This window comes from Pantoea sp. X-Soil-OKNW-713 (assembly GCF_059730685.1).
On record NZ_AP035995.1, the window covers coordinates 59,670 to 85,721 of the forward strand.

General features: G+C 53.9%; 25 protein-coding genes and 1 tRNA gene. 10 read left to right on the plus strand and 16 right to left on the minus strand.

From position 1 onward, the window contains the following. Positions 1–21 precede the first annotated feature (21 nt). The 6 genes from AC6I8R_RS00300 to AC6I8R_RS00325 all read right to left on the minus strand — a co-directional run bounded on the left by AC6I8R_RS00300 (position 22) and on the right by AC6I8R_RS00325 (position 5,503). Positions 22–963, minus strand: a complete 942-nt coding sequence (locus tag AC6I8R_RS00300) for a sugar kinase (RefSeq protein ID WP_497831775.1) — start codon at positions 961–963, stop codon at positions 22–24. A gap of 10 nt (positions 964–973) precedes the next feature. Next, positions 974–1,720, minus strand: coding sequence for a sugar phosphate isomerase/epimerase (locus AC6I8R_RS00305; protein ID WP_497831776.1), 747 nt, complete (start codon positions 1,718–1,720; stop codon positions 974–976). Between the two features lie 210 nt (positions 1,721–1,930). After that, positions 1,931–2,956 carry a LacI family DNA-binding transcriptional regulator gene (locus AC6I8R_RS00310; RefSeq protein ID WP_021183675.1) on the minus strand — a complete coding sequence of 342 codons (1,026 nt, stop codon included), beginning with the start codon at positions 2,954–2,956 and terminating at the stop codon, positions 1,931–1,933. Between the two features lie 66 nt (positions 2,957–3,022). Continuing rightward, entirely contained in the window at positions 3,023–4,015 is a 993-nt protein-coding gene (locus tag AC6I8R_RS00315; protein WP_415175196.1) for a LacI family DNA-binding transcriptional regulator, read from the minus strand. Between the two features lie 154 nt (positions 4,016–4,169). Further along, positions 4,170–4,832, minus strand: a complete 663-nt coding sequence (locus tag AC6I8R_RS00320) for an OmpA family lipoprotein (protein WP_208724483.1) — start codon at positions 4,830–4,832, stop codon at positions 4,170–4,172. Positions 4,833–4,942: 110 nt separating this feature from the next. After that, positions 4,943–5,503 carry a DNA-3-methyladenine glycosylase I gene (locus AC6I8R_RS00325; RefSeq protein WP_415175195.1) on the minus strand — a complete coding sequence of 187 codons (561 nt, stop codon included), beginning with the start codon at positions 5,501–5,503 and terminating at the stop codon, positions 4,943–4,945. A 143-nt stretch (positions 5,504–5,646) separates the two neighbouring features. On the opposite strand from AC6I8R_RS00325, the gene AC6I8R_RS00330 reads away from it, so the two are divergent. From AC6I8R_RS00330 to AC6I8R_RS00350, 5 genes are all read left to right on the plus strand, one after another. Next, a complete protein-coding gene (locus tag AC6I8R_RS00330) occupies positions 5,647–6,342 on the plus strand; it encodes an autotransporter (RefSeq protein ID WP_415175194.1) in 696 nt (231 codons plus the stop codon). Between the two features lie 74 nt (positions 6,343–6,416). Then, complete coding sequence (locus tag AC6I8R_RS00335) at positions 6,417–7,085, plus strand: hypothetical protein (protein WP_036625895.1); 669 nt, start codon at positions 6,417–6,419, stop codon at positions 7,083–7,085. A 103-nt stretch (positions 7,086–7,188) separates the two neighbouring features. Further along, positions 7,189–7,725: a primosomal protein DnaT gene (gene dnaT / locus AC6I8R_RS00340; RefSeq protein WP_497831777.1), complete on the plus strand. Its 537-nt coding sequence runs from the start codon at positions 7,189–7,191 to the stop codon at positions 7,723–7,725. Then, on the plus strand, positions 7,725–8,465 hold the full coding sequence (gene dnaC / locus AC6I8R_RS00345; protein WP_021183682.1) for a replicative helicase loader DnaC: 741 nt from the start codon (positions 7,725–7,727) through the stop codon (positions 8,463–8,465). The genes dnaT and dnaC overlap by 1 nt, the downstream gene beginning before the upstream one ends. A gap of 116 nt (positions 8,466–8,581) precedes the next feature. Next, positions 8,582–9,715, plus strand: coding sequence for an ROK family protein (locus tag AC6I8R_RS00350; RefSeq protein WP_208724486.1), 1,134 nt, complete (start codon positions 8,582–8,584; stop codon positions 9,713–9,715). 50 nt (positions 9,716–9,765) lie between these two features. Here the strand turns inward: AC6I8R_RS00350 and AC6I8R_RS00355 are convergent, their stop codons facing one another. Continuing rightward, positions 9,766–11,229: a sugar porter family MFS transporter gene (locus tag AC6I8R_RS00355; protein ID WP_497831778.1), complete on the minus strand. Its 1,464-nt coding sequence runs from the start codon at positions 11,227–11,229 to the stop codon at positions 9,766–9,768. Between the two features lie 392 nt (positions 11,230–11,621). Between AC6I8R_RS00355 and AC6I8R_RS00360 the strand changes: the two genes are divergently transcribed. Then, positions 11,622–12,614 carry a LacI family DNA-binding transcriptional regulator gene (locus AC6I8R_RS00360; RefSeq protein ID WP_013507234.1) on the plus strand — a complete coding sequence of 331 codons (993 nt, stop codon included), beginning with the start codon at positions 11,622–11,624 and terminating at the stop codon, positions 12,612–12,614. 67 nt (positions 12,615–12,681) lie between these two features. Here the strand turns inward: AC6I8R_RS00360 and AC6I8R_RS00365 are convergent, their stop codons facing one another. Beyond that, positions 12,682–13,716, minus strand: coding sequence for an acyltransferase family protein (locus AC6I8R_RS00365; protein ID WP_415175192.1), 1,035 nt, complete (start codon positions 13,714–13,716; stop codon positions 12,682–12,684). Between the two features lie 238 nt (positions 13,717–13,954). Then, positions 13,955–15,088, minus strand: a complete 1,134-nt coding sequence (locus AC6I8R_RS00370; protein ID WP_415175191.1) for an EpsG family protein — start codon at positions 15,086–15,088, stop codon at positions 13,955–13,957. A gap of 223 nt (positions 15,089–15,311) precedes the next feature. Here AC6I8R_RS00370 and AC6I8R_RS00375 point away from each other — a divergent pair, with 223 nt between their 5' ends. Both AC6I8R_RS00375 and AC6I8R_RS00380 read left to right on the plus strand, forming a co-directional pair. Next, complete coding sequence (locus AC6I8R_RS00375; protein WP_415175190.1) at positions 15,312–16,277, plus strand: alpha/beta hydrolase; 966 nt, start codon at positions 15,312–15,314, stop codon at positions 16,275–16,277. Between the two features lie 115 nt (positions 16,278–16,392). Continuing rightward, a complete protein-coding gene (locus tag AC6I8R_RS00380; protein ID WP_415175202.1) occupies positions 16,393–16,791 on the plus strand; it encodes a helix-turn-helix domain-containing protein in 399 nt (132 codons plus the stop codon). On the opposite strand, the gene AC6I8R_RS00385 is transcribed toward AC6I8R_RS00380, so the two are convergent. The 7 genes from AC6I8R_RS00385 to xylF all read right to left on the minus strand — a co-directional run bounded on the left by AC6I8R_RS00385 (position 16,748) and on the right by xylF (position 22,768). Beyond that, positions 16,748–17,062: a helix-turn-helix domain-containing protein gene (locus AC6I8R_RS00385; protein ID WP_497831779.1), complete on the minus strand. Its 315-nt coding sequence runs from the start codon at positions 17,060–17,062 to the stop codon at positions 16,748–16,750. The two genes, AC6I8R_RS00380 and AC6I8R_RS00385, sit on opposite strands and share 44 nt — an antisense overlap. A 5-nt stretch (positions 17,063–17,067) precedes the next feature. After that, positions 17,068–17,595 (minus strand): AraC family ligand binding domain-containing protein, encoded by a 528-nt coding sequence (locus tag AC6I8R_RS00390; RefSeq protein ID WP_497831780.1) that lies wholly within the window; start codon positions 17,593–17,595, stop codon positions 17,068–17,070. A gap of 31 nt (positions 17,596–17,626) precedes the next feature. Next, positions 17,627–17,721, minus strand: a tRNA-Sec gene (locus tag AC6I8R_RS00395). A 61-nt stretch (positions 17,722–17,782) separates the two neighbouring features. Continuing rightward, positions 17,783–18,961 (minus strand): D-xylose utilization transcriptional activator XylR, encoded by a 1,179-nt coding sequence (xylR, locus tag AC6I8R_RS00400; protein WP_021183691.1) that lies wholly within the window; start codon positions 18,959–18,961, stop codon positions 17,783–17,785. A gap of 93 nt (positions 18,962–19,054) precedes the next feature. Beyond that, positions 19,055–20,236: a xylose ABC transporter permease XylH gene (gene xylH, locus AC6I8R_RS00405; protein ID WP_208724490.1), complete on the minus strand. Its 1,182-nt coding sequence runs from the start codon at positions 20,234–20,236 to the stop codon at positions 19,055–19,057. Continuing rightward, complete coding sequence (locus AC6I8R_RS00410; RefSeq protein ID WP_036625761.1) at positions 20,229–21,755, minus strand: xylose ABC transporter ATP-binding protein; 1,527 nt, start codon at positions 21,753–21,755, stop codon at positions 20,229–20,231. Before AC6I8R_RS00410 ends, xylH begins: the two co-directional genes overlap by 8 nt. 20 nt (positions 21,756–21,775) lie before the next feature. Beyond that, positions 21,776–22,768: a D-xylose ABC transporter substrate-binding protein gene (gene xylF / locus AC6I8R_RS00415; protein WP_021183694.1), complete on the minus strand. Its 993-nt coding sequence runs from the start codon at positions 22,766–22,768 to the stop codon at positions 21,776–21,778. A 366-nt stretch (positions 22,769–23,134) separates the two neighbouring features. Here xylF and xylA point away from each other — a divergent pair, with 366 nt between their 5' ends. Both xylA and xylB read left to right on the plus strand, forming a co-directional pair. Next, the gene (xylA, locus tag AC6I8R_RS00420; protein WP_021183695.1) at positions 23,135–24,457 is read left to right on the plus strand and encodes a xylose isomerase; all 1,323 of its coding nucleotides are present in this window, start codon (positions 23,135–23,137) and stop codon (positions 24,455–24,457) included. A 17-nt stretch (positions 24,458–24,474) separates the two neighbouring features. Continuing rightward, complete coding sequence (xylB, locus tag AC6I8R_RS00425; protein WP_497831781.1) at positions 24,475–25,917, plus strand: xylulokinase; 1,443 nt, start codon at positions 24,475–24,477, stop codon at positions 25,915–25,917. Positions 25,918–26,052 lie beyond the last annotated feature (135 nt).

Consider the following 26,052-nt stretch of genomic DNA (forward strand, 5'->3'; position numbering starts at 1 on the left):
AGGGAGGTTACCGCGACGGAATTAGTAATCGCCCAGCGTGGCGCGCGTTGGCAGTCCTTCGCTGTCGCCCGCCACCTGAATGGCCAGCGAACCAATTTTGTTGCCGCGCAGCATTGCCTGCGGCAGCGTTTTTCCTTCCAGCAGGGCGCTGATCAGGCCGACGGCAAAACCGTCACCGGCACCCACGGTATCGACCACCTTGTCGACGCGAATCGGCGCCACCAGACCTTTGTCGCCTGCGGCGGTTTTGAACCAGGCACCATCGCTGCCGGTTTTGATCACCACCGCTCTGACCCCCTTATCGAGGTAGAAATCAGCGATGGCTTCCGGTTGATGGTAGCCGGTCAAAATCCGTCCCTCTTTCTCGCCCGGTAGCACCCAGTCGGCATATTCCGCCAACAGATTAAGCTGCTTGCGCATCTCCTCTTCGCTGCGCCACAGCACCGGACGCAGGTTTGGATCGAACGAGATGGTTTTGCCGTGCGCGCGCATCTCTTTGGCGGCATGTTTGCAGAGCGCCAGCGAACTGTCGGAAATCGCGGCCGCAACGCCACTCAGATGCAGGTGGCGTGCGTTGCCGAAGTAATCGGCGTTGAAATCATCCGGTGACAGATGGCTGGCTGCGGAACCGCTGCGGAAATACTCCACTTCGGGATCGGAGCCATCTTCGACGCGCGATTTAAGCTGGAAACCGGTGCGGTAGCGGGCATCCGTGGTGACGCAGCGGTGATCCACGCCCTCTTTTTCCAGCTGTTGCCGGGTAAAACGGCCAAAGCTGTCATCACCGACGCGGCTGACCCAGCCGACCTGTAAGCCGAGGCGCGCCAGACCAATCGCCACGTTCAGCTCGGCACCGGCGATCCGTTTGATAAAGTGGTCAGCAGCGGCCAGATCGCCGGTCTGCTGCGCGATAAACATCGCCATCGCCTCGCCAATGGTGACGACATCAAGTTGGGTGGTCATCAGCAACTCCTTAGCGGGCGCGCAGCAGGTCAACGTAATGGCGTGTTACCGCCAGCAGATCGTCGCCTTCCAGCGGGAATTCAATGCCGCGTGGCGCATCCGCAGGCAGAGCGTGCAGCAGGGCGCGCCAGTCTTCAGGACTGTCATCCAGCGCGATAGCACGGAAGCTGTCGCGATGCGGTACCGCAGTTTTGACATGCACGTAGCCAACGTAATGGCTCAATTGCTGCGCGGCCAGACGTGCGTCTTCGCCGGTCCAGCGCCAGTTCGCCATATCAAACGTCATCTCCAGCGGCAGCGCCGCATCGCGCGCCTGATGGAAAAAGCGCTGCATCGGAGCCAGTTTGCAGTCGGCCGTTTGGTCGTTCTCCACCACCAGTTTGACGGGAGAAGCGGCCAGCACGGCGGCTAAGGCGGTGGTATGGAGATCGATAAAGTGACCGAGCGACAGTTTCAGCTGCTGCGCGCCAATCTGTTGTGCTTCGGACAGGAACTGCGCCAGATGCGGGTTCAGTGCGCCATCGGCCAGATACAGCGTTTCCGGCACCGAATAACAGGCGCTTAATTCCTGGCGGGTAATGTCTTCACCCAGTGCGGGAAGCTGCGATAAATCCTCCGCGCTGAACAGCTCGCGGCGAATCTCCACGCCATCCGCTCCCGCCTGTTTAATCAACGGCAGCAGGGCCGACTGACCACCAAGTTCTGCCACTTTGCTGCTGCCGTAAGCAGCGGTCACAACAATGATTTCTGGTTTCATCTCATCTCTCCGGGCACCCACGGCCTCCCAAACGTTATAAAAACGTTAGATGGAACCGGTTCCAAAAGGAAGATGCAGACGTCGGAAGTATGATCCTGCTCACGAAGTGAGCCGTTAGTATGAGGAAGGCACGATTCGTAGCGGCGCGATTTATCGCGCGGGGTTTACCCGGGATGGCTCAAAATTGCGCGATAAATCGCGCCGCTTCGATCAACCCAGCCGCTGGCTGGAACCACGCACGATCAGCTCGCCGGAAAACACTTGTTCTGTGACGGGATGGTCATCGCCTTCAATACGCGCAATGACTTTTTCCAGCGCAGCATAACCGATTTGCCAGGTGGGTTGTTTGAGGGTGGTGATGCCGACGCCTGCCAGCGCGGCCCACTCCAGTTCATCGAAACCGAGCAGGCCGATGGACTCGCCCCAGCTCAGGTTCAGCCGTTGCAACGCGCGCGCTACTTGCAGCGTTAGTGCGCCATTAGCCGCCATCACCGCGCAGCGTTTTCCGGCATGGCGTTGGTGGAAATCGCGCAGGGTGGCATCCATCTGCTCAGGTTGGTGCAGCGCAACTTCGGCGTTTTCCGCCTGTACCGCAGGTTGGGTTGCCACGGTGCTGAAGAACGACGCCAGACGCTCACGGCGGGTATTGACGCTGCCAAGCGGTTCGCTGAGGAACAACAGCGCTTCGTAGCCATTAGCCAGCAGATGTTTTGTCGCCAGTTGTGCCGCTTCCGGGTTATTCAGGCCCACCACATCACAGGCGAAATCAGGGATTTTACGGTCAATCAGCACCATCGGCAGCATCGACTGTTGCAGGCGTTTGAGGATGTCTTCGTGCATACCGACGGCGTTTACCACAATGCCTTCCACCTGGTAGCTGCTGAGCAGTTGCAGATAATGCTGCTCAAGATCCACTTCATTGTTGGTGTTGCACATCAGCAAGGTAAAACCGTGGGCGCGGCAGGCGGCTTCGATGCCGCTCAGCACATCAACAGAATAGGGATTGGTGATGTCGGCAATGATCAGGCCAATCAGGCGGGTACGGCCACGCTTCAGCCCGCGTGCCATCTGGCTTGGGCGATAGTCGAGTTCGGCGATGGCGCGTTCGATACGCGCTTTGAGATCGGGCGACAGCAGATTTTGTTCGCCATTGAGGTAGCGTGAAATGCTGGTTTTACCGGTTTTTGCCGTGCGGGCAACATCGCTGATAGTCGCGCGGGGCGGCCTGGTCTTCATTGCATACACCTGGTTCAAAAGAAACAGGCGAAGACTACCACAGGAACGCCGCTCTGCAAGAATCGGCTAGTCAGAAGTGAGGTACAGACGCGGTTGCCACAAGGTTTGTAGCTGATTGACCGGTGTCCCCTCCAGCAGTTGCAGCACCATCTCCGCCAGTTTTTCACCCACATGCTGTTGTGAGCATTGCAGGATGGCGTTGACCGGGTGGTCGATGATGGAATCATGCGGCAGCCCGTCGTAGACAAACAATCGGATCGCCTGTGGGCCGCTGAGCCGTCCGGCCTGTTGCAGTGCAATCGCGGCCCCTTCTCCCAGCGGGCTGCAATCGGTGATGATCGCCTGTGGCTGCTGTCCCTCAGCCAGCCAGGCCGCGGTTTGCTGATATCCGGCGCGGCGTGAGGGCGGTACGGTAGCCATCAACGGAACAGGCAGCGGTTGATGTTGAGTGACGGTATCAAGGAAACCCCGGCGGCGATCGCGCACAAAGCTGCTGGGTTCATTACCTCCCAGCCACGCCAGGCGGGTTAATCCCGCGGCCAGGCAGTGATCGGTCGCCAGCTTTACCCCGGCGTAATTATCGTAATCAAACCAGGCATAAGGTTGCGCCAGTTGGCTGCGACCGAGTGACAGAAAGCGAAACCCCTTTTGTTGTAGCCGTTGCAGGCGAATGTCCTGCGGCATGGCATGGGTGACGATCAACGCATCAATGGCACCACTGCGCAGCATACGCAAGGTGCGTTGCTGGTCCTGCGGTTTATCGGCCAGCATTAGCAGGTCGATTTCATCGCGGGCAAGGCGTTGGTCGAGTGTTTGCAGCAATTCAATAAAATGGCTGTCGCTCAGGGGCAGGGAACTGTCGGGAAACACCAGTCCGACGGTGTTGGCGCGGCCGGTCTTCAGACGGCGGGCTGCGGCGTTGGGGCGATAGCCGCGGCGGCTGGCTTCTTCTTCGATACGTTTGCGTGTAACTTCTGCCACATCATCATAGCCATTCAGTGCACGACTCACGGTGGTAACGGAAAGTCCGAGAACGGAGGCGATGGCTTTCAGCGACATGATGGGCTTCCATTGATCAATTTTTGATCAAGCTAACATAAAGAAATCGGCGGCTCTATCGGTTGATAATATTTGACAGTAATGGGTAGCAGCAAGTGCCAAAAGTGGCGTAAAAAAAGACAAAATGGGCCTGTCTATGCAGGCCCATTTATTATTACCCCAGTGGGGTGAGGGTGATTTCAACGCGACGGTTTTGTGCTTTACCTGCCTCGGTGCTGTTGCTGGCAACCGGGTTATCCGGCCCCAGACCCTGGGTGCGCAGACGACTGGCTTCGACACCCTGCACAATCAGCGCGCTGGCCACGCTTTCAGCACGTTGTTGCGACAGACGCATATTCAGTGCGCGCGTGCCGGTGCTGTCGGTATATCCGGTCACGTTGACCGCCGTTTTTGGATACTCTTTCAGCACCATCGCCACGCCGGTCAGGGTGTTGGCACCCGCCGGTTTCAGGTTGCTGCTGCTGGAATCAAAGGTGACGTTATTCGGCATATTCAGCACGATGTTATCGCCCTGACGCGTCACGCTAACGCCGGTACCACGCATTTTGTCGCGCAGTTTCGCTTCCTGCACATCCATGTAATAACCGATACCGCCGCCTAATGCTGCGCCAGACGCCGCGCCGATCAGTGCGCCTTTACCGCGATCTTTTTTCGATGACGACATCATGCCGACACCCGCGCCCAGCACTGCGCCAAGACCAGCGCCAATGCCGGATTTACCCGCCTGCGATTCGCCGGTATAGGGGTTAGTCGTACAGCCGGACAGGGCCAGGCTGCCACTCAGTAACAAGGCAAGTGCAACAATGTGCTTATTCATTAAAAGTCCCTTAGATTTAAGTGGGGGAAAAAACCCCAAAACGGTGCTGATTATGCCGTCAAATCATGGGAAAAAACGTGAGAATAAGTCTTAAATTGTAAAGAAATGCCTTAACGGTTAGCGGGATGGCAAAAACAATCGGTTTGATGATCGTTAATCAAGCCACAAGCCTGCATATACGAGTGACAAATCGTGGGGCCGATGAATTTGAAACCACGCTTCTTCAGCGCTTTTGACAGTGCTATAGCAGGATCGGAGGTGGTGGGGGCCAGTTTGTAGTCGGCATAATTGTGTAAAACTGGCGTGTTATTGACAAATTCCCAGATAAAGCGGGAAAAGTCCTCTCCGTTGGCTTCCATCGCCAGATAAGCGCGGGCATTGGTAATGATCGCCGCCAGCTTGGCGCGTTGACGAATTAACCCGCTGTCCTGCATCAGGCGATCGAGATCTTGTTCATCCATTGACGCGATGGCCTGCGGATCAAACTGATGAAATGCTCGCTGATAGTTGGCGCGTTTTTTTAACACGGTAATCCATGACAACCCCGCCTGCTGGCCCTCAAGGCATAACATTTCAAATAAGGCGCGCTTATCGGTTTGCGGTACACCCCACTCAGTATCGTGGTACGTCAGATAGAGCGGATCCTGTGTTACCCAGCCACATCGTTGCATTGCATCACTCCTTAAGCAGAGGAAAATACTTCGTTTCCCTTGACGTATTCAATAATCGGTTAATAGTTAATCAATGGGCGCCGATAACTGTTATATCCAATACCTAAACGCCCGGTTCCTATCTGGCTCGTCAGGAGTCTTTCATGTTGCAGAAAAGTCAGCGGTCAGGCCAGCACAATCTTGCGCTGGTGATGGGGTGTGCATGGCTATTTGCCGTGTCCTGCCCGGTATTGGCCTGGGATGAGAACAGCCAGGGTCAGTCGGTAGCTTCGCCGGATTACAACGCCATACTTGCCGAAAAAATTTCCCAAAATCACCTGATGTTGACAGAAAATAGCACCAATAATCTGATGGATGCCGCGCTGAATGCACCGGGTGAGGCCATGATCAGCGTCCATACCGAAGCGGCCAGCGTTGGTGCCAGCCCTTTTACTCATCGCATGTCGGCAGGCTGGCAGTTACCCGTCAATGAAACGCTGACGACCGGGCCGGTGGCGCAATACGCTGTCGACTCGTCACCGCTGAGCTGCCCGCAGTGCGACTTCGTTGAACCTGATAAAGATGATCATATTGCATCATTGGGGTGGCGTGTTGATTCCAGCCTTGGCTGGATAGCCCCCTACGCACAGATTAGCTACAGCCACCAATTGGGGGAGATGAATTTCACCCCGCGCAGTGATGAGGGGATCGCACGGGAGAACAACTGGATGGATGTCAGCGTCGGCGCCAATATGCCGCTGGGGCAACATCTGTCGGCTTTTGCCTCATTCTCGCAAAACGGTGCCATGAGCAGCGGTGAGCAGTTCATTTATAGCCTCGGCGTCAGCGCCAGTTTTTAATCGGCATAAAATGAGAAGTAAATAAGGATGATAAAAATATAATAAGGATGCTAATCATTATCATTGGTAACAACATGCGCGACAATTTATTTATACTTGGCCGTGAATTATCGGCTTTTTTCATCAGTGGGCTGGTTTTAGTTTTTGCGATGGCGATGGTCTACATCGACGTCAACTGGATGAACGATGCGATGAAGGAGACTTCATTCACCGAAGTGACGCAAGAAATCATGCTGGCAATTAACGCCGGACTGTTTTTTATCGCCTCACGTCAACGACCCGCTTTGATTCTGGTAGGTGGATTCTTTACCTGCATGCTGATTCGCGAGCTGGATTTTCTGTTCGACATCATCAAGCATGGCTGCTGGGTGTGGTTTGCTCTGGCAGTCACCGCAGCCTCACTGGCAATGGCCTTGCGTCAGCCTAAACAGATTTTACCGGGCCTGGTCGAACTGGTTCAGCACCGGAGTTGGCAAATGATGGCGAGTGGCTTGCTGGCTGTGCTGGTGTTCTCACGCCTGTTTGGTATGCACCAGCTATGGGAACATCTGATGTTGGATGGCTACAACCGCGTGGTGAAAAATATGGCTGAGGAAGGCAGTGAGCTGCTGGGTTACAGTCTTTGCCTCATCGCCTCGGTGCGTTATTTGTGGCAAACCCGTCCCCAGCTCGCTAACGCCCCGGCTGCTGCCAAAGCGAGTTCCAATATGAATCACGCCCAGCCTCAGATCGCTACCCGCTAACCTTTTTTGGCGATCCTGCGCGCTAAAACAGGTACACTGCAACCATAGCGTCGGACGAGGAAATTCGTTCGACGCACTGGGTTTGTCAACGTCAGGTTTCTTCATGTCAGTCAAAATCTTAACTTCTACGTTGGTCGGGTTAGATGGCTTTTGCCATGACCCGATCGCGGTGCTGCAACAGGCAGAAAACGGCACGCTGGCGGTGTTGCAGCATAACGCGCCGGCGTTTTATGCGCTGACGCCACAACGGCTGGCGCAATTGCTGGCGCTGGAAGCCGCCGCGCTGCAACCCAACGATGTCACCCTGGATGACAGTTTGTTTGACACTCCGCTTGCCCCGATAGCGACGCCGGTCGGTAAATTTGCCATGTATGCGGGCTGGCAGCCCGATGCCGATTTTCAACGTCAGGCGGCAATCTGGGGTGTGGCGCTGAGTGAACCGGTGACGGCGGCTGAGCTGGCGACCTTTGTGGCTTACTGGCAGGCTGAAGGTCGTCTGTTTCATCATGTGCAGTGGCAACAGAAACTGGCGCGCAGCGTGCAGATGAACCGGGCCGCCAATGGCGGTCAGCCGAAGCGCGATATCACGCAGATCAGCAATACTGATTATGATATTCCCGATGGTTTTCGAGGTGAATGATGAAAACGCCGAACGATCTATTCAACCGCCTGAAAAAACTGATGCCGACAGAGGTAAAGCCAAAATTCACCAGTGGCGAGGAGCTGCTGGCCTGGAATCAGGAGCAGGGTCGTCTGCGTTCTGAGGCGATTGTGCGTGAAAACCGCGCAATGAAAATGCAGCGCATCATGGGCCGTTCCGGTATCCGTGAGTTGCATATGAATTGCTCGTTCGACAACTATCGGGTGGAAAACGAAGGGCAGCGCAAAGCGTTGAGTCTGGCGAGGGAATACGCTGCGGGTTTTGATAACAGTATCTCCAGCTTTGTGTTTTCCGGCCGCCCTGGCACCGGTAAAAACCATCTGGCGGCGGCTATCGGCAATGATCTGATTATTCGCGGTAAAAGCGTGCTGATTGTCACCGTGGCAGATTTGATGTCGAGCATGAAAGGCACCTTCAGCGGCGGCAGCGATATCACCGAAGAACGCCTGTTGCAGGATCTCAGCACCGTCGATCTGCTGGTGATCGATGAGATCGGTATGCAGAGCGAATCACGCTATGAAAAAGTGATCATCAACCAGATTGTTGATCGCCGCTCCTCGTCGAAACGCCCGACGGGCATGTTGTCAAACCTCGACCCTGCCGGTATGAACGCGCTATTGGGCGAGCGCGTAATGGACCGTATGCGCCTGGGCAACAGCTTGTGGGTACGCTTCGATTGGGAAAGTTACCGCAGCCGCGTGCGCGGCGATGAGTATTAATTATCCAACCTCATTTTATCTGGTGCGCTACGTCAAAAATGACAACAAAGTCTGAGATAAAGCGCACCCGTACACTGCTACACTGAACCTCTACCATTCTGCCGGTTGAGGTTGTCATGAAAACGATGGGCAAAGGGCCAGCGTTACTAAGACTGAATAACCTGAAGCGGGTGATGACGCAGCTGCGGCAAACCCGAGTGACCTCCCGCCAGGATTTAGCCCAGGCATTAACCCTCAGCAAAAATACCGTTTCGCTGATTGTGGATGATCTGCTGGCGCAGGGGTTAATCAACGAACTGGGGCCGGTGAGTGTCGCGGCTGCCGGGCGACCGAAAATCGAGATATCGCTCCGCCCGGAGAAACTCAAAAGTGCGGGCATTATGGTCGAACGGCAGGCGATACACTGGCGAGTTTGCGACTATTTCTCGCAGGTGATTGCCGAGCAAACCTGGCGTTCGGAAACCAGCGACCCGGCGTTACTGCTCCAGGAGCTGGTGGAGTGCTGCCAGGCCCTGCGTGCAGCGCACCCGGAACTGATTGGCATCGCGATCGGTTTTCCTGGCATCGTCGATCCGCAACGCGGTTGGATGCATTTTTCTTCCCATCTTGGCTGGCAGGATGTTGATCTGCTGACGCCGCTACGGCGCGGGATTGACCTGCCACTGCGCATCATGAATAACGTCAAGGCAGCGGCTTTGCTGTCGGTGCAGCAACTGGCGTTAGACAAAAGCCAAAGCCATTTCTATCTCCGTATTGCCGAAGGGATTGGCGGGGCGTTGGTGCAGCACGGTGAAGTGTTTACCGGCAGTAGCTGGACCGCGGGTGAAGTAGGGCATCTCACCGTACAGCCTGACGGCCCACGCTGTAGCTGTGGCCGCCTGGGTTGCCTGGAAGCGCTGGTCAGTCAGCCAGCCATTCAACAGCAACTGTTGCGCCGCAAGCCGGGTTTGCGCTGGCAAAATCGTGACAGTGAACCAGCGATTGTGGATGCGGTATTGAGTGAGGCAGGGGCGCAGCTCGGCAGTGCGTTGAGTCAGGTGATGCTACTGCTTAATCCGGCCAGCATAATGATTGATGCCGCGTGGAATGCCTGCCCGGTCTTTACCAGAGCCGTACAGCAGGCGGCGGAGGCGAGTACGTTGGCGTTTACCTTCACCCATACCGCGCTGCATTTTCTGCCGCAGCGTATTGATCCTGCCAACGGTTTGGCGCTGGCAGTGATTGAACAGTATGAGCAGCGGATGGATTAACCTCCCTTCCGATGCGTAGCGGCGCGATTTATCGCGCGCCGCTATATGTGTTAATGACGCGGAATATTCAGCGATTCACTGGTTTTCGTGCTGCCGGTACTGGCCGGCACTTCGGCCTCAACATTAAACTTCTCCAGCACCAGACCGTGAATTTTCTCCAGCGATACCCCAGCGGTTTCCGGTAAATAACGGAAAGTGAAGAAGTACATACCGAGTGAGAAGATTGCGAACAGCAGCAGCGGGAAACCACCGTGGAACATGTCGATCAGCAGCGGATTGCTGTTCATGATCGGGAAGGTGGTGCTGATGACAAAGTTTGCCATCGACATCGCACAAATCGAGATCCCGACGCAGATGGAGCGAATTTCCGTCGGGAAGATTTCACCCAGCACCGTCCAGACAATCTGTCCCCAGGTCATGCCGAAGAAAATCATATACGCGAACAGGCCGATCACCGGCAGCAGGCCAGGCAGATGATAGTAGAAGGCAATAAACGAGTAAGCGAGGAAGATGCAGGAGGTGATTGCGCCAAGCAGCAGCAGCTTGCGACGTCCGACTTTATCAATCAGCGTCATCCCGGCCAGCACGCCGATGAACTGACAGACCGACAGCCAGAAGGTTTGTAACAACGCCGAATCGACACTCCCCGAGACATTCTTCAGCAGCGTCGGACCGAAATACTGAATCACGTTAATGCCACTGATTTGGTTGCCTACCGCCAGACCGATGCCGATCACCAGCAAAGGCACGGTGGTTTTATCCAGACGGAAGCGCGCTTTATGCTGGCTTGCCGTCTCAGCGGAGAACGAGTGTTTGATCTCGCTAAAGACGCTCTCCGCATGTTCGCGATTGGAGATTTTGGTCAGCGTATCCAGCGCGGCATCGTACTTGCCTTTCAGCACGTTCCAGCGTGGTGATTCCGGGATAAAGGCGATAAAGAAGATAAACAGCGTGCACGGCACCAGCGCCGTCGCCAGAATGTAGCGCCAGCCCAGGGCGATCATCGCGTCAGGCAGCATCGATTTGGTGATGAAGTAGTTGGTCAGCAGCACCACCGATTGTCCACCGACACAACACACCGCATAAAGCGCCGTGGTGCGGCCACGAAATTTGGAGGGTGACAGCTCGGCCAGATATATGGGAGAGATCACCGAAGCGAGGCCGATTGCCAGGCCACCAATCATGCGGAAAATGACGAACACCGTAAAATTATGCGCAATGGCGGTGCCAATGACCGAAACGGTAAACAGTAACGCGGTGATGGCGAGAGACTTTTTACGTCCCAGCACATCGCTCAAACGTGGCGCGATAAAGCAGCCGACCAGACTGCCAAGCAGGATGTTAGACACTGCCCAGCCGGTTTCTGCTGGCGTCAGTTGGAAGTATTCACTTAATGGTTCGATGGCACCGGAGATGATGGAAGAGTCATACCCCATCAGCAGTCCGCCAAATGCGGCGACGGTACAGCAGAGGATGACATACTTCATGTTGTAGCGTTTTTGCCTGGTATTCATTGTTATAGCCCCTTGTCTCTACGGCCTGAACGTTGCTTGTCCAGAAAGAGGAATGTTGTAGGTTGTCGATGTTCCGTTTCTTCACGCAGGGTACTCAATATTGAAATATATTTTCTAAATGGATATTTTTGGATCATTTTTTCCGAAATGTGTGAGGCGTGTTGCGAAAATTATGGTTTGAGTTAAATCGACTAATGTTTATCCAGATGAAATGATAGGTTTTTTGTCATTTTTGCCGAAGGGGGAGGTTGCACGGCTTGCTTTTTACTGGAATTTTCATTCTGAAAAGACGCGTTGAAAAGGGGCTGTAGCAGCGGCACTCCGTGGTTTCATTTTTTTCCGGGCAGCAGGCATAATACGTTGATTGAAAGGCCGTCTTTGCGGATATCGCGATGAAAACGCAGCGCATCACTCTGGATGATATTGCCACCCTGGCGGGGGTCACCAAGATGACGGTGAGCCGATATTTACGTACGCCGGAAAAAGTTAAAACGGAAACGGCCGACAAAATTGCCAGCGTGATTGCCGAGATCGGTTATACGCCCGATCCTGACAACCTTGCTCAGACCAGTTCCAGCCCGCCGCGCATTGGTGTGCTTATTCCTTCCTTTAATAATCAAATCTTTGCCGACCTGCTGGCGGGTATCGAATCGGTGACCAGCGCTCAGGGGTATCAAACGTTGGTGGTCAATTACGACTACAACCCGCAACGGGAAGAGGAACAAATCGCCACGGTACTGGCGTTGAATATTAAAGGGCTGATCCTCACAGAATCGGTGCACACCGTACGCGCAGAAAAATACCTCAAAGCGGCCAGTATCCCGGTGGCGGAGGTGATGGGGCTGACCGAGGCGCGCGATCGTATCAATGTGGGTTTTGACAACTATCGTGCTGGTTACGACATGACGGCAATGTTGCTGGCAAGCGGTAAAAAACGCGTAATCTACTTTGGCTCCATGTCGGACCGTCGTGATGAACAACGCTACGCCGGTTATTGTGATGCGGTGTCAGCGGCGGGGTTGCCGGAAGGGCGCATTGTGCCGAACAAAGTCTCCTCAGTGTCGATTGGTACCGGCATGATGACGCTGGCGCGCCAGCTCTACCCGGATATGGACGCGATTCTGTGTACCAATGATGATCTGGCGGTGGGGGTGTTGCAGGAGTGCCATGCCGCTGGCATTGCGGTGCCTCAATCGATGGCAATCGCCGGTTTCCACGGGCTGGAAATTGGTCAGGTCACCACCCCCCGCCTGGCGAGTGTCATCACGCCACGTTTTGAAATGGGTAAAGTGGCGACAGAGATTGTCATCAAAAAGATTAACCATCTGCCGACCATCGAACAGGTCAACCTGCACTATCGTTTATCGATGGGTGCCACCATCTGAATCACAATACCCACACCCCGTAACAGCGCGATTTATCGCGCTGTTTTCATTTGCGCGATAAATCGCTTTAATCGCGTGCGGTGCTGCCGGCGATGGAGGGTGGCGTGTGGTGCGCGCGTTTCAGGAAGCGGCTTTCCAGCAAATTCCATGAGGTGTAGGCCAGCGCCAGGGTGATAACTATCGTCATCAGCAAGCCCAGGTAAGCGTTGGCGGTGAAAACCCCAAAGTGTTGCAGCAGCTGAATAATCGGCCAGTGGTAGAGGTACATGCCGTAAGACAGGTCGCCATACTGGCTGATTTTAATCTCGCTACACAGGTTGGTGCAGAACAGAATCACCACGGAAGAGAACGCGATGGGTTCAATAAGGAAGGAGTAGTCGGTGTTTTTGAACAACAAAAACAGCACCAGCGAAACAATGGTGATCTCTTTCAGGCGGTCAAAAGTGGGTTGATGCGTTGCCAGCAGACTGCCAAAGAAGAAGAAAGAGGCGAGCGAAATAAACTGTTTCGCCAGGGTATCGGCTTTCGGACCGGTATACACCATCGAGAAAAAGAAGAACCACAGGCTGGAGATGATGAAAATCGCCGTCCAGACTTTCAACGGGCTCTTCTTCATCAGCGGCAGCACAAAGGGCAGCAGTACGTAAAGCGTCAGCTCGGCCTTAATCGTCCACAGCGATCCATCCATCGGCTGGTTGGGGTTATTGGTAAACACTCCGGGCAGCGAAGGCTGGATGAAGTTGAGGAACGAAAAGTTCGCAATGAGATACTTAATCGATTCTTTGTTCTTCAGAAAATCGACCAGAGGCAGCGTGGTGACGCACATCCCAATCACGAAACACATAATCACCACGAATATATAGGCGGGGAGAATGCGTTGTGCACGTTTAATAAAATAGGAGGTCAGCGATTTACTTCTCAAGTAACTTTTTGCAATAAGAAAACCACTTATTGCGAAAAATCCTCTTACGGCAAAATCACTATTCAGGAAGTGCGAGAGGAAACGAATGTCAGCATTTCTCGTCACTTCTGCCGAATGCACCAGTAACACGATAAAGGCGAGCGATAGTCGGACGATGTCGAAGTTATTTTTTTCGTTCATATCTGCATTCTTTCATTGAGTGACGTTGCGCCAGTAAAATCGATATTAGATTTTACATGAGTTGTTAGGAATATTCCGATCACTGCTGACGCAGATGTACTACTATTAGAGTTTTAAAAGGTTCAAAAATCAAGTGAAGCCCTGATGAGGGAAGATATTCGGATTTTCCTTATGTGTCCATCGGGGTATTCTTAAATAGAGGAAGATGCGCTGGCATTGGATGCCAGCGCATTAGAAATTAGCGGAATAACTGGAAGGTACGTGAAACTTCGTAGCCAGTAATCGACTGCTTACTTGAAATGGTATTGTAATATAGATAGTAAAGAACCATGAGTACCGTAATACCCACGGCCAGAACCTTCATTGCTTTCCTGGTTTCCCAGATACACAGAGAAATAAGTACCGGCTCAACCTGCAACAGATAGTTTGCCAAACGGCCACCAGAGGCATAATCCTGCAATGCCATCCTTAAACCACTACCAATGGCAAACGTAATGACCAGAATGTAGTAAAGGCGAAACTTTTCTTCGTCGAAATTCTTTATTTTGTCACTTAGCAGCAGAAAGCTAAAAATGAAAACGAAGCCAATATTTTTCAGGTTAGAAAGCGTAATGATGCCTTGTTCCTGCGCGGAATCCTGGTTGGCGTAGCCCATTGCCCTGTCGCCCAGAGAACCGATATGGCTGGAAATAAGAGAAATTAACGCCGAACTTCCCATAAAGGCCAGGGGTAGACTGGCGACGACGATAAGTATCGGAATATATTTGTTTTTTCTGACAATTAATGCCATTGGGATCAGCAGTGCCACAATACCCGTAGCATGGCTGATAAACGACAGAATGAAGGTGGTGATCATCCCTGGTCTACTTCTGCGCGCGAAATGATAGACAAAGCCCATCAGAAACGCGGAACACAAACCAAAGCGGATCTGGTTCATGTCTTTATTGATAAACAGGTGCGCAGAATAAACAGCCAGGGCAACTAACGGTAATGGTGTCAGCTTACGGAAATAATGTGCGTTGACGCAAACCGCTATCATGGTAAAGACATAGATAAAAATATCCGGGTTAGCGGTAAATATTCTGGTGAAGCCTGCAATGGCATAAATGGCCGGTTCATAGCGGAAATTGACAACGGCATTCCAGAACCCTTCGATAATAATCTGATCGATGAATTGAGAAAAGAACTGGCGATACTGAAAATCATCCAGGCCCGTGCCCAGACCACGAATCCCGCCAAAGGTAAAAAGCACGACCACGGCAATAAAATAAATATATGATCGGATTCGCGCTGTGTTTTCATCTTTACTCAGCATGACTTCAACGATTGCAATAAAGGTCAAGCTCAGGCTTATGATCCAGTAAATTCCCATGGTCACAGATTCTTATAGTTTAAAATTTACTTATAACATAGGGTGTTGTTAACGTAAACATGAGAAAAGTCTAATTTTTTCTGGTCCGGTATTATATTGAGTGAAAAAGGTGGTCATTATTTGCTATCTTTCCCTACAGATTCAATTGGACTTATTATAATGTTAGTTTTTTCTTCTGGGACAGGATTCTGATTCAGAATGTTGTGTCGTCATGGCACTCAGAATGAATGTTTATCATTGTTTTTATTCAGGATTTGGAGCCAGAGAGATGAAGTCATCTTTTTTATCTGCATTGATTTTCCTGTTTTATCTTCCCTGCGCCTTTGCCAATAAGGAAATTCCGATCTGGCCACATGAAGTGTCAGGAAATAATACATTTATTAATTTTAGTAAAAACCCGGCAGATAATAATCGTGCTGTCACAAAAGTCGATTCTCCAGAAATAATTTATGTTCCTCCCGCCGGTAAAAATAATCATTCGGCTGTGCTAATCATTCCGGGTGGGGGATTTTCGTATATTATGCAAGATCTTGAAGGGTTAGATGTCGCGAAGGTTCTGAGTAAAAAAGGCTATTCTTCTTTTGTGCTGCTTTACCGTATGCCGCGTGGCGGATCTGACGTTAATCGAAATAATGCTTTTGCTGATGTTCAGCGTGCTATGCGCCTGATTCGCGCCGGTGCTGCTCAATATCGTATTGCGCCAGACCAAATTGGAGTGATGGGTTTTTCCGCTGGCGCATACCTGGCGGCGAACGTCAGCAATGATCCTGATGCCACCAATTACCCACCACGGGATGACGTCGATCAGGTTTCTGCCCGCCCCGATTTTGCGGCGTTGATCTACCCGGTGCTGTCACTACAGGATGGTGTGACTCATAACGGTACGCGTGCGGCGATGTTTGGCAAAGACATCAGCACCGACATCAAACAGCGCTTCTCGCAGGAGGACCGCGTGACTGCCCATACGCCACCCACTTTTCTTGTTCAGGCGCTGAATGACGGCACGGCCTCGCCGCAAAACGCACTGCGTATGTTTGAGGCGTTGCGTAAAAATAAGGTGGCAGTTGAACTACATCTTTTCCAGCAGGGCGGGCATGGTTTCGGCATCGTGAAAAAACAGAATATCCCGGCAAAAAACTGGCCGACGCTGTTTAGTGACTGGCAGTCGAGTCTGGTGAAGCAACCCTGAGCTGGCACTCGTGTGCACAATTTGGCGAGTTATCGATATTGATTGGCCTTAAGCATCAACATAGCCAGTTGCCGACTTTTTATAATCCTCCTGACTGACCGCATCAGGAGGAATGATGGATATTAACGTGGCCTTCATACATCAGTTGCTGCTGTGGATTGAGGCTAATATCGAACAAAAACTGATTCTGGAAACCGTTGCACAACGGGCGGGTTATTCGCAGTGGCATCTGCAACGCTTGTTCCGCAGTTATACCGGTATCGCACTGGGAACCTACATTCGCGAGAGGAAGCTAACGGCGTCGGTGATTGCGTTGTTAACCGACAATACCCCTCTGATGCATATTGCGTTGCAGTTTGGCTTTGACTCACAGCAGACTTACTGCCGCACCTTTCGCCGCATGTTCAACCTACCGCCAGGGGCATTTCGTCGCAAATATCAGCACAGCCTGCCGCATATTGATGGTCCGGCTAGCCTGCTGATGTTGCGTTCGCATGGTTATCCGGTGCGGTAAAATATTTGCCCGGTGTCGAGCCGAAGGCATGACGAAACGCACTGATGTAGCTGCTGACATTCTCGAATCCAACCTGCCAGGCAACTTGCTGCACGCTGTTGCCCGCGGCGAGTCCCTCCAGCGATTTCAACAGGCGTGAGGTCTGGCGATATTTTGCCAGGCTCATGCCAGTGGCACTGGCCCAGTGGCGGCTCAGACTTCTGGGGCTAAGCCCGGCCCAGCGTGCCAACTCGGGTCCGGTACGTATGTCAGATGGGTTGTCGATTAGCAAACGCGCTATCTGGAGCAGACGCGGATCTTCAGTAAAGGCAGAGTGAGAGGCTGGACGGTGGCTTCATAGAGTTCATCGAGGAAAACTTCCCCCAACCGGTTGTAGCGTTCACTGCCCCAAAATTCTGGCGTTAAGGTCGCCAGCCGTTCGGCGAGGGGTTCCAGCACTGCCGGGCAGGATAACAATACCGGATGATCAGGCAATGGCGCGGCGAGATCTTCGTCAATCAATACGGTCCACCCCAACACCTGCCCAGGTCCAACGATCGCGTGTTCGAAGTGCGGTGGGATCCAACCGACTAAACGTGGTGGATTGGCAAAGATACCGGATGGCGTGTTAACCGTCATCAACCCCTGTTTCAGGCAATAAAGTTGTCCGGCAGCATGACGATGTGTGTGGCTCTCCCGATCCAACTCTTTGGACAACGATACGGCAATCACCTTCGGCGCATTCGGTTCCAGCAGCCGTTGACGCAACTCGTCTCTGCGTGGGTCACCCGCAAAAGGGATGTTATCGGATGGGTGGATTAACATGGGTTTTCCTGAAGGTCAGGCGTGAACAAGGTGGCGGAAGATCACAGGAGTCGAACCTGCCCGGGACCGCTGGCGGCCCCAATCGGATTTGAAATCCGACCGCCTCACCGGAGACGACGATCTTCCTTTACCGCAGCCGCAGAATTATAGCGGCAAACGGTGTGAAGTTGTTGATCTCACTCGTGCGTCACAGCACGTTTTCGCCGTAATGTTGCCGATACTCCTTCGGGGTGGTGGCGTAACTCTTCTTAAAGACCGAATAGAAATATTGCAATGAAGGGTAGCCGCACATCTGAGAGATCTCATTGATACTTAACGAAGAACTGGCCAGTAGTTCACGCGCTTTCTCCAGTTTTTCGCGATGGATCATCGCATGAATGGTATCGCCGGTTTCATCGCGGAAGCGTTTTTCCAGATTGGAACGGGAGATGCCGATGGCGTCCAGTACCTGTTCTACTTTGATGCCTTTGCAGGCGTTAAAGCGGATGTAATGCATCGCCTGAATCACCGCCGGGTCACGCAGTGAGCGGAAATCCGTGGAGCGGCGGGCGATCACTTTTACCGGGGGTACCAGAATACGTTGCAGCGGCAGGGACTGTTTATCCAGTAACCGATGCAGCAGCTTGGCAGCCTGATATCCCATCTGACGTGTCCCCTGGGCCACTGACGAGAGCGCCACGCGAGACAGATAACGCGTCAATTCTTCGTTGTCGATGCCAATAACGGTGAGTTTTTCCGGCACCGGGATTTTCAAATACTCGCAAGCCTGCAACAGATGGCGGGCGCGGGCATCGGTGACGGCAATGATGCCGGTTTGCTGCGGCAGCGTTTGCAGCCAGTCAGCCAGACGGTTTTGCGCGTGCTGCCAGTTTTCCGGCGCGGTTTCCATGCCCTGATAAACCACTCCCTGATAGCGCTCGCGTGCCACCAACTGGCGGAAGGCATGCTCCCGCTCCTGCGCCCAGCGTTTGCCGCTGGAAGCCGGCAGGCCATAGAAGGCGAAGCGGTTTATCCCTTTCTCTTTCAGATGTAAAAAGGCGCTCTCAACCAGCGCGGCGTTATCGGTGGCGATGTAATGCACCGGCGGGTAGTCCTGTTGTTGGTGGTAGGAACCGCCCACCCCAACAATGGGCACCGGCACATTCGCCAGTAATTTTTCGATTGAACTGTCGTCGTAATCGGCGATCACGCCATCACCCAGCCATTCGCGAATATTGTCGATACGACAACGGAAATCCTCCTCGATGAAGATATCCCAGTCAGTTTGCGACGCCTGTAAATATTCGCCAACGCCTTCGACCACCTGGCGGTCATACACCTTATTGGCGTTGAAAAGTAACGTAATGCGAAATCGTTTCTCATGCATAGTGGCGCGCTCCCTTAAACCCCCAGCGCATTGCATAGCACGGCTGGCTGAGGAGCAGAAAGAATTTGCGCCACATTGTGATCGCCCACGCGATTACACCCGACGCCGGGTGGCGGTATCCATCCACACCGCCAGCAGCAGAATCGCCCCTTTGACGATGTACTGCCAGAAGGTGGGAACATCCATCATGCTCATGCCGTTATCCAGCGAAGCCATAATAAACGCGCCCATTACCGCACCTGCGACGGAACCGACGCCGCCTGCCAGGCTGGTGCCGCCGATAACGCAAGCGGCAATGGCATCCAGTTCAGCAATGTTACCCGCCGAAGGTGAACCCGCACCCAATCGTGAGCTGAGGATTAAACCCGCAATCGCCACCATCACACCATTGATGGCAAACACCGCCAGCTTGGTGCGTGCGACGTTGATGCCGGAGAGCCGTGCTGCATCCAGGTTGCCGCCAATCGCGTAGATACGGCGACCAAAGGCGGTACGCGTTGCCATAAACATCCCGCCCAACAACAGCAGCGCCAGCAGCAGTACCGGCGTTGGCACGCCACGATAGTCGTTCAACAGCCAGATGGCGCCCAATACCAGAATGGCGGTGATGGCCTGACGCGCGACCGCACCACCCGCTGCGGGTTGCGATAAACCAAGCTGCTGACGACGCAGGCGTAAGCGCCATTGCCAGACAATAAACAGCGCCAGACCGGCAAAACCGAAACCAAACCCGACCCCGCCAGGCAGATAGCTTTGGCCAATCTGCGACATCGCCGGGCTGGTTGGTGCGACGGTGGTGCCATCGGTGATACCGACCAGAATGCCGCGAAAGGCCAGCATGCCCGCCAGCGTGACGATAAACGAGGGCACTTTGCGGTAGGCTACCCACCACCCATTCCAGGTGCCGAGCAGCAATCCCATTACCAGCGTGACCACAATGGTTAAGGGCAGCGGCCAGCCGAGCCAGACGTCGAAAATCGCCGCCGCACCACCGAGCAGGCCCATCATGGAGCCGACGGAGAGATCGATCTCTGCCGAAATAATGACAAACACCATGCCAACCGCGAGGATGCCGGTGATGGCGGTCTGGCGCAGCAGGTTGGAAACGTTACGCGGGCTAAGCCAGGCCCCGTCGGTGGTCCAGGTGAAGAACAGGGCAATCAACACAATTGCCCCGAGCATCACCAACACCTGCAAATTGGGGAGCGGAAATTTACCCGCGCCCGCTTTACCCGGCGTCGTCAGGCCGCGTTGTGTACTTTCGGTCTTAAGCATAGTGTTCACTCCGCAGGGCGGCTTCCATCACCTGCTCCTGAGTCAGGTTATCGTTAATCAGATCGGCTTTGATTTGCCCTTCATGCATCACCAAAACCCGATCGCTCAGGCCCAGTACTTCGGGCAGCTCGGACGAAATGACAATCACCGCAATCCCTTGCTGCACCAGCGCATTGATCAGCAGATAGATCTCCTGACGCGCGCCGACATCGATGCCACGCGTTGGCTCATCGAGAATCAAAATTTGTGGGTTAAGCAGCAGGCATTTGGCGAGGATCGCCTTCTGCTGATTGCCACCGCTCAGGCGACCAATAGGGAGTTCTGACGAGGACGTTTTGACCCGCAACCGGGCAATGGCGTCGTTAATCGCATGCTGTTCTCGTGCCTCATCCAGCGTGGAGAGACGCTGACTGAACTGATCCAGCGCCGCCAGGGTGATGTTTTTGCCCACCCCCATCAGCGGCACGATGCCATCTTTTTTGCGATCTTCCGGCACCATCGCAATGCCATGCCCAATGGCGTCGCGGCAGTCGTGAATCTGCACCTTGCTGCCGTTGATCGTAATATCGCCCTGCCAGCGCCCCGGCCAGACACCAAACAGGCATTGCACCGTTTCGGTTCGGCCAGCACCCACCAGGCCTGCGATGCCAAGAATCTCGCCGCGTTTCAGGCTGAAGGAAACATTGTTGACGCGGCGGATATGGCGGTTAACGGGATGCCAGGCGGTGAGGTTATCGACTTGCAGTATCGTCTCGCCGATTTCATGTGGCGTATGTGGATAGAGCGCGGTGAGCTCGCGGCCCACCATCATGGTGATGATGTCATCCTCGCTTAGCCCGGCAGCATCGCGCGTGGCGATGTGCTGGCCGTCGCGGATCACGCAGATGGTGTCGGAAATCGCTTTCACCTCGTTGAGTTTGTGCGAGATGTAGATGCAGGCGATGCCGTGTTCGCGCAGGTTTTTGATAATGCTGAGTAGCACTTCGGTTTCCTGCTCGGTCAGCGACGAAGTGGGTTCATCCAGAATCAGCAGACGTACCTGTTTATTCAACGCGCGCGCGATTTCTACCAGTTGCTGCTGACCGAGGCCGAGGTCGCCCACTCGCGTGTCTGGCGACACATTGAGTTTGACCCGTTCCAGTAATTGTTGGCAACGCAGCGTCATGGTTTCGTCATCCACCATGCCGTAGCGCCCCAGTTCGGCACCGAGGAAAATGTTCTCCATCACCGTCAGTTGCCGTACCAGCGCCAGCTCCTGATGGATAATCACAATCCCTTTGCGCTCGGTATCGCGGATGGTCTGCGCCTGAATTTCGTCACCGGCAAAATGGATACTGCCGTCGAAGTCACCGTGCGGGTATAACCCGCACAGGATCTTCATCAGTGTCGATTTTCCCGAACCGTTTTCGCCGCACAGCGACATGACTTCGCCCGCATCCAGCCGCAGGCTGACGTCATCCACCGCTTTCACCGCGCCGAAGCGCTTAGTGATATGGTTCATTTCCAGCAACATCGACATCTCTCCTTCGCGGTCTGCGCTTAGAGTTCGCTCTGCTTGTGGAAGCCGTCTTTAATCACGGTGCTTTCGATATTGCCTTTATTAACCTGGATCGGTGTCAGCAGACGGGACGGCACATCTTTTAAGCCATTGTTAAGTTTGCCGTTGCTGGCAGGTGTCTGACCGTCACCGAGTTCCACGGCGATTTTTGCCGCTTCGGTCGCCAGTTGGGTGATGGGTTTGTACACCGTCATGGTCTGCGTACCATTTTCGATGCGTTTGATGGCGGCAAGATCGGCATCCTGGCCGGAAATCGCCACTTTGCCCGCCAGCCCCTGCGCGCTCAGCGCCTGAATCGCCCCACCGGCGGTGGCATCATTGGAAGCCACCACGGCATCAATATGGTTGCCGTTCGCGGTTAAGGCGTTTTCCATAATTTTCAGCGCATTTTCCGGTAACCAGGCATCAACCCACTGATCGCCCACGACTTTGATGCTGCCATTATCAATGTAAGGTTTTAAGACTTTCATTTGACCGGCGCGGAACAGACGTGCGTTATTATCCACCGGCGAGCCACCCATCAGGAAATAATTTCCTTTTGGTACCTGCTGCACAATACTTTCGGCCTGAAGTTCACCTACTTTTTCATTATCAAAAGAGATATAAAAATCAATGTCGGCGTTATTAATCATACGGTCATAGGCCAGAACTTTAATGCCTTCACGCTTCGCTTCGGCCACCACGTTACTTAATACCTGGCCGTTATAGGGGATGATCACCAATACATCCACGCCGCGGTTAATCATATTTTCAATTTGCGACATTTGCGTTTCTTCGTTGCCGTTGGCGGATTGTACAAACACCTGGGCACCCTGGGATTCCGCTTGTTTTACAAAGATATCGCGGTCTTTCTGCCAGCGCTCCAGGCGTAAATCATCCATCGACAAACCGATTTTCACTTCTTTTGCCGCTCCAGCGTGGCTGACAAGTGCCAGGGCCGCGCAGACGGCTAACAGCGTTTTCTTCATGTTCATGGTGTTCATCCTGTAGGTGGAGGCTATTGTCGTTGTTTAGGGTATAAGGCTATGAACAGGGCGGTTGAATTGTTGACCTGAGTTTCCGGCAACATCAATTACTGATTTTTATCCGGCCATTACGTTTTTTGGTTTATTTGTGATTTTTTGAGCGCGATCGATATTTGGCGGTTTTCGGAAAAATGAATTGCAGCGGGATTGCGGGTTGGAGTGCAATGAAATAACGACATTGTTTTGCGAGCTAACGCACAAATAATAATTATCTTAAGTTAAGTGTGAAATATCGTAATTGAGAAGCGGCAGAACGCATCACCACAATAATGGCTCACAGCTGACCATTCGGGTCCTCATGCTAAGGAGCAAAACATGCACGCCTATTTCGACCAGCTTGATCGCGTTCGTTATGAAGGGACCAACACCCATAATCCTCTGGCGTTCCGTCACTACAATCCTGATGAAGTGATTCTCGGTAAAACTATGGCTGAGCATCTGCGTTTTGCCGCCTGCTACTGGCATACCTTCTGCTGGAACGGTGCGGATATGTTTGGTGTCGGCGCTTTTGATCGCCCCTGGCAGAAGAATGGTGATGCGCTTGAGCGGGCGTTGCTGAAGGCGGATGTGGCTTTTGAGTTCTTCCATAAGTTGAACGTACCTTACTACTGCTTCCACGATGTTGATGTTTCACCGGAAGGCGACTCGCTGAAGACCTACCGTGATAACTTTGCGGTAATGACCGATAAACTGCTGGCAAAACAGCAGGAAACCGGGGTGAAACTGCTGTGGGGCACCGCCAACTGTTTTACCCATCCCCGCTATGGCGCGGGTGCCGCCACCAGTCCTGATCCGGAAATTTTTGCCTGGGCTGCCAGCCAGGTGTGCAGCGCCATGCAGGCAACGCAAACGCTCGGCGGTGAAAACTACGTGTTGTGGGGAGGCCGTGAAGGTTATGAAACCCTGCTGAATACCGACCTGCGCCAGGAGCGTGAGCAAATTGGCCGCTTTATGCAGATGGTGGTCGAGCATAAACACAAAATCGGCTTCCAGGGCATGCTGCTGATTGAGCCAAAACCGCAGGAGCCGACCAAACATCAATATGATTATGATGTGGCAACGGTATATGGCTTCCTGAAACAGTTTGGCCTGGAGAAAGAGATCAAAGTCAACGTGGAAGCCAACCACGCCACGCTGGCCGGTCACTCGTTCCACCATGAAATTGCCACCGCGATTGCCTTGGGGATTTTTGGTTCGGTGGATGCCAACCGTGGGGATATCCAGTGCGGCTGGGATACCGACCAGTTCCCGAACAGCGTCGAAGAAAATGCACTGGTACTCTACGAGATCATCAAAGCGGGCGGATTCACCACCGGCGGCTTAAACTTTGATGCCAAAGTGCGGCGTCAGAGCACCGATAAATATGACCTGTTCTACGGTCACATTGGCGCGATGGATACTATGGCGCTGGCACTGAAAGTCGCGGCGCGGATGGTGGCTGATGGCGAGCTGGATAAACGCGTGGCGCAGCGCTACAGCGGCTGGAACGGTGAGTTTGGTCAGCAGATCCTGAAAGGGGAATTCTCCCTGGCGTCGCTTGCTCAGCATGCCCAGCAACAGCAATTTAATCCGCAGCACCGCAGTGGACGTCAGGAACAACTGGAAAACCTGGTGAATCATTACCTTTTTGATTTTTAACCTTTCAGGAGAACAGCATGGTTATCGGGATCGATTTGGGCACCTCGGGCGTTAAGGTCGCGTTGCTGGATACGCAAGGGCAGGTGCTTGCCGTGGAAAGCGCGCCGTTGCAGGTGTCGCGCCCGCATCCTTTATGGAGCGAGCAGGATCCCGAAAGCTGGTGGCTGGCAACCGATAAGGCAATGCAGGCGCTGGCGCAGCGACATGACCTTGGTCATGTGCAGGCGATGGGTCTGAGCGGCCAGATGCATGGTGCGACGCTGTTAGATGCGCAGCAACAGGTGCTACGTCCGGCGATCCTGTGGAACGACGGACGCAGCAGTGAGCAGTGCCGCCAACTGGAGCAGCAGGTGCCGGATTCACGCACCATCACCGGTAACCTGATGATGCCCGGCTTCACGGCACCCAAGCTGTTATGGGTGCAGCAGCACGAGCCGGAAATTTTCACCCGCGTCGCTAAGGTTTTGCTACCAAAGGATTATCTGCGTTGGCGCTTAAGCGGCGACTTCGCCACGGATATGTCGGATGCGGCGGGGACGATGTGGCTGGATGTGGCCCAGCGTGACTGGAGCGATAAATTGCTTCATGCCTGTGGCCTGCATCGTAGCCAGATGCCAACGCTGTTCGAGGGCAATCAGGTAACCGGTACGCTCCGACCCGACATCGCCAGCCGTTGGGGGATGCAGCCAGTGCCACTGGTGGCGGGCGGTGGTGATAATGCCGCCGGGGCGGTGGGTGTTGGCATGGTTGAGCCGGGGCAGGGGATGCTGTCGCTCGGTACCTCCGGCGTCTACTTCCTCGTGAGTGATGGTTATCTCAGCAACCCACAGCGCGCGGTACACAGTTTTTGCCATGCGTTGCCACAGCGCTGGCATCTGATGTCGGTGATCCTCAGTGCGGCCTCCTGTCTGGACTGGGCGGCCAAACTCACCGGCTGCGAAGATGTACCACAGCTTTTGGCTGAAGCTGAACGGGCGAGCAGCGATGTCTCACCGGTCTGGTTTTTGCCTTATCTCTCGGGTGAGCGCACGCCGCACAACAATCCACAGGCGCAGGGGGCATTTTTTGGCCTGACGCATCAGCATGGCCGGCCGGAACTGGCGCGAGCGGTGTTGGAAGGGGTGGGATTTGCCCTGGCGGAGGGCATGGATGCGGTACATGAATGTGGCGTCCAGCCAAAGACGGTGATGTTGATTGGCGGTGGCGCACGTAGCGCTTACTGGCGACAAATGTTATCGGATATCAGCGGGTTGACGCTGGATTATTGTCATGGTGGTGAAGTCGGCCCGGCACTGGGGGCGGCACGCCTGGCGCAGTTGGCCGTCGATGCCAGCAGCGAACTGCCCACACCGGAACTGGCGCAACGCCATCAGCCGGATATGGCTCGCCATCAGGCTTATCAACCACAACGTGAGGTATTCGCCCGGCTCTATCAGCAACTGAAGCCGTTGATGTCCTGATACGTCAGCATGATGGCCGGAATTGGCATGGGTCTGGCAGTAAAGTCAGCTAAGATAGGCTCTGGCGTCGCGTTCGTCTTTCCGTAGCGGCGCGATTTATCGCGCGTGTTTTGCCGACAGCGTGTTTGGAAATGC

Excerpts from the sequence above, each read along its gene's own strand:
- AC6I8R_RS00300 (WP_497831775.1), bottom strand. The coding sequence starts at position 963 with ATGACCACCCAACTTGATGTCGTCACCATTGGCGAGGCGATGGCGATG.
- AC6I8R_RS00305 (WP_497831776.1), bottom strand. The coding sequence starts at position 1,720 with ATGAAACCAGAAATCATTGTTGTGACCGCTGCTTACGGCAGCAGCAAA.
- AC6I8R_RS00310 (WP_021183675.1), bottom strand. The coding sequence starts at position 2,956 with ATGAAGACCAGGCCGCCCCGCGCGACTATCAGCGATGTTGCCCGCACG.
- AC6I8R_RS00315 (WP_415175196.1), bottom strand. The coding sequence starts at position 4,015 with ATGTCGCTGAAAGCCATCGCCTCCGTTCTCGGACTTTCCGTTACCACC.
- AC6I8R_RS00320 (WP_208724483.1), bottom strand. The coding sequence starts at position 4,832 with ATGAATAAGCACATTGTTGCACTTGCCTTGTTACTGAGTGGCAGCCTG.
- AC6I8R_RS00325 (WP_415175195.1), bottom strand. The coding sequence starts at position 5,503 with ATGCAACGATGTGGCTGGGTAACACAGGATCCGCTCTATCTGACGTAC.
- AC6I8R_RS00330 (WP_415175194.1), top strand. The coding sequence starts at position 5,647 with ATGTTGCAGAAAAGTCAGCGGTCAGGCCAGCACAATCTTGCGCTGGTG.
- AC6I8R_RS00335 (WP_036625895.1), top strand. The coding sequence starts at position 6,417 with ATGCGCGACAATTTATTTATACTTGGCCGTGAATTATCGGCTTTTTTC.
- dnaT (WP_497831777.1), top strand. The coding sequence starts at position 7,189 with ATGTCAGTCAAAATCTTAACTTCTACGTTGGTCGGGTTAGATGGCTTT.
- dnaC (WP_021183682.1), top strand. The coding sequence starts at position 7,725 with ATGAAAACGCCGAACGATCTATTCAACCGCCTGAAAAAACTGATGCCG.
- AC6I8R_RS00350 (WP_208724486.1), top strand. The coding sequence starts at position 8,582 with ATGAAAACGATGGGCAAAGGGCCAGCGTTACTAAGACTGAATAACCTG.
- AC6I8R_RS00355 (WP_497831778.1), bottom strand. The coding sequence starts at position 11,229 with ATGAATACCAGGCAAAAACGCTACAACATGAAGTATGTCATCCTCTGC.
- AC6I8R_RS00360 (WP_013507234.1), top strand. The coding sequence starts at position 11,622 with ATGAAAACGCAGCGCATCACTCTGGATGATATTGCCACCCTGGCGGGG.
- AC6I8R_RS00365 (WP_415175192.1), bottom strand. The coding sequence starts at position 13,716 with ATGAACGAAAAAAATAACTTCGACATCGTCCGACTATCGCTCGCCTTT.
- AC6I8R_RS00370 (WP_415175191.1), bottom strand. The coding sequence starts at position 15,088 with ATGGGAATTTACTGGATCATAAGCCTGAGCTTGACCTTTATTGCAATC.
- AC6I8R_RS00375 (WP_415175190.1), top strand. The coding sequence starts at position 15,312 with ATGAATGTTTATCATTGTTTTTATTCAGGATTTGGAGCCAGAGAGATG.
- AC6I8R_RS00380 (WP_415175202.1), top strand. The coding sequence starts at position 16,393 with ATGGATATTAACGTGGCCTTCATACATCAGTTGCTGCTGTGGATTGAG.
- AC6I8R_RS00390 (WP_497831780.1), bottom strand. The coding sequence starts at position 17,595 with ATGTTAATCCACCCATCCGATAACATCCCTTTTGCGGGTGACCCACGC.
- xylR (WP_021183691.1), bottom strand. The coding sequence starts at position 18,961 with ATGCATGAGAAACGATTTCGCATTACGTTACTTTTCAACGCCAATAAG.
- xylH (WP_208724490.1), bottom strand. The coding sequence starts at position 20,236 with ATGCTTAAGACCGAAAGTACACAACGCGGCCTGACGACGCCGGGTAAA.
- AC6I8R_RS00410 (WP_036625761.1), bottom strand. The coding sequence starts at position 21,755 with ATGTCGATGTTGCTGGAAATGAACCATATCACTAAGCGCTTCGGCGCG.
- xylF (WP_021183694.1), bottom strand. The coding sequence starts at position 22,768 with ATGAACATGAAGAAAACGCTGTTAGCCGTCTGCGCGGCCCTGGCACTT.
- xylA (WP_021183695.1), top strand. The coding sequence starts at position 23,135 with ATGCACGCCTATTTCGACCAGCTTGATCGCGTTCGTTATGAAGGGACC.
- xylB (WP_497831781.1), top strand. The coding sequence starts at position 24,475 with ATGGTTATCGGGATCGATTTGGGCACCTCGGGCGTTAAGGTCGCGTTG.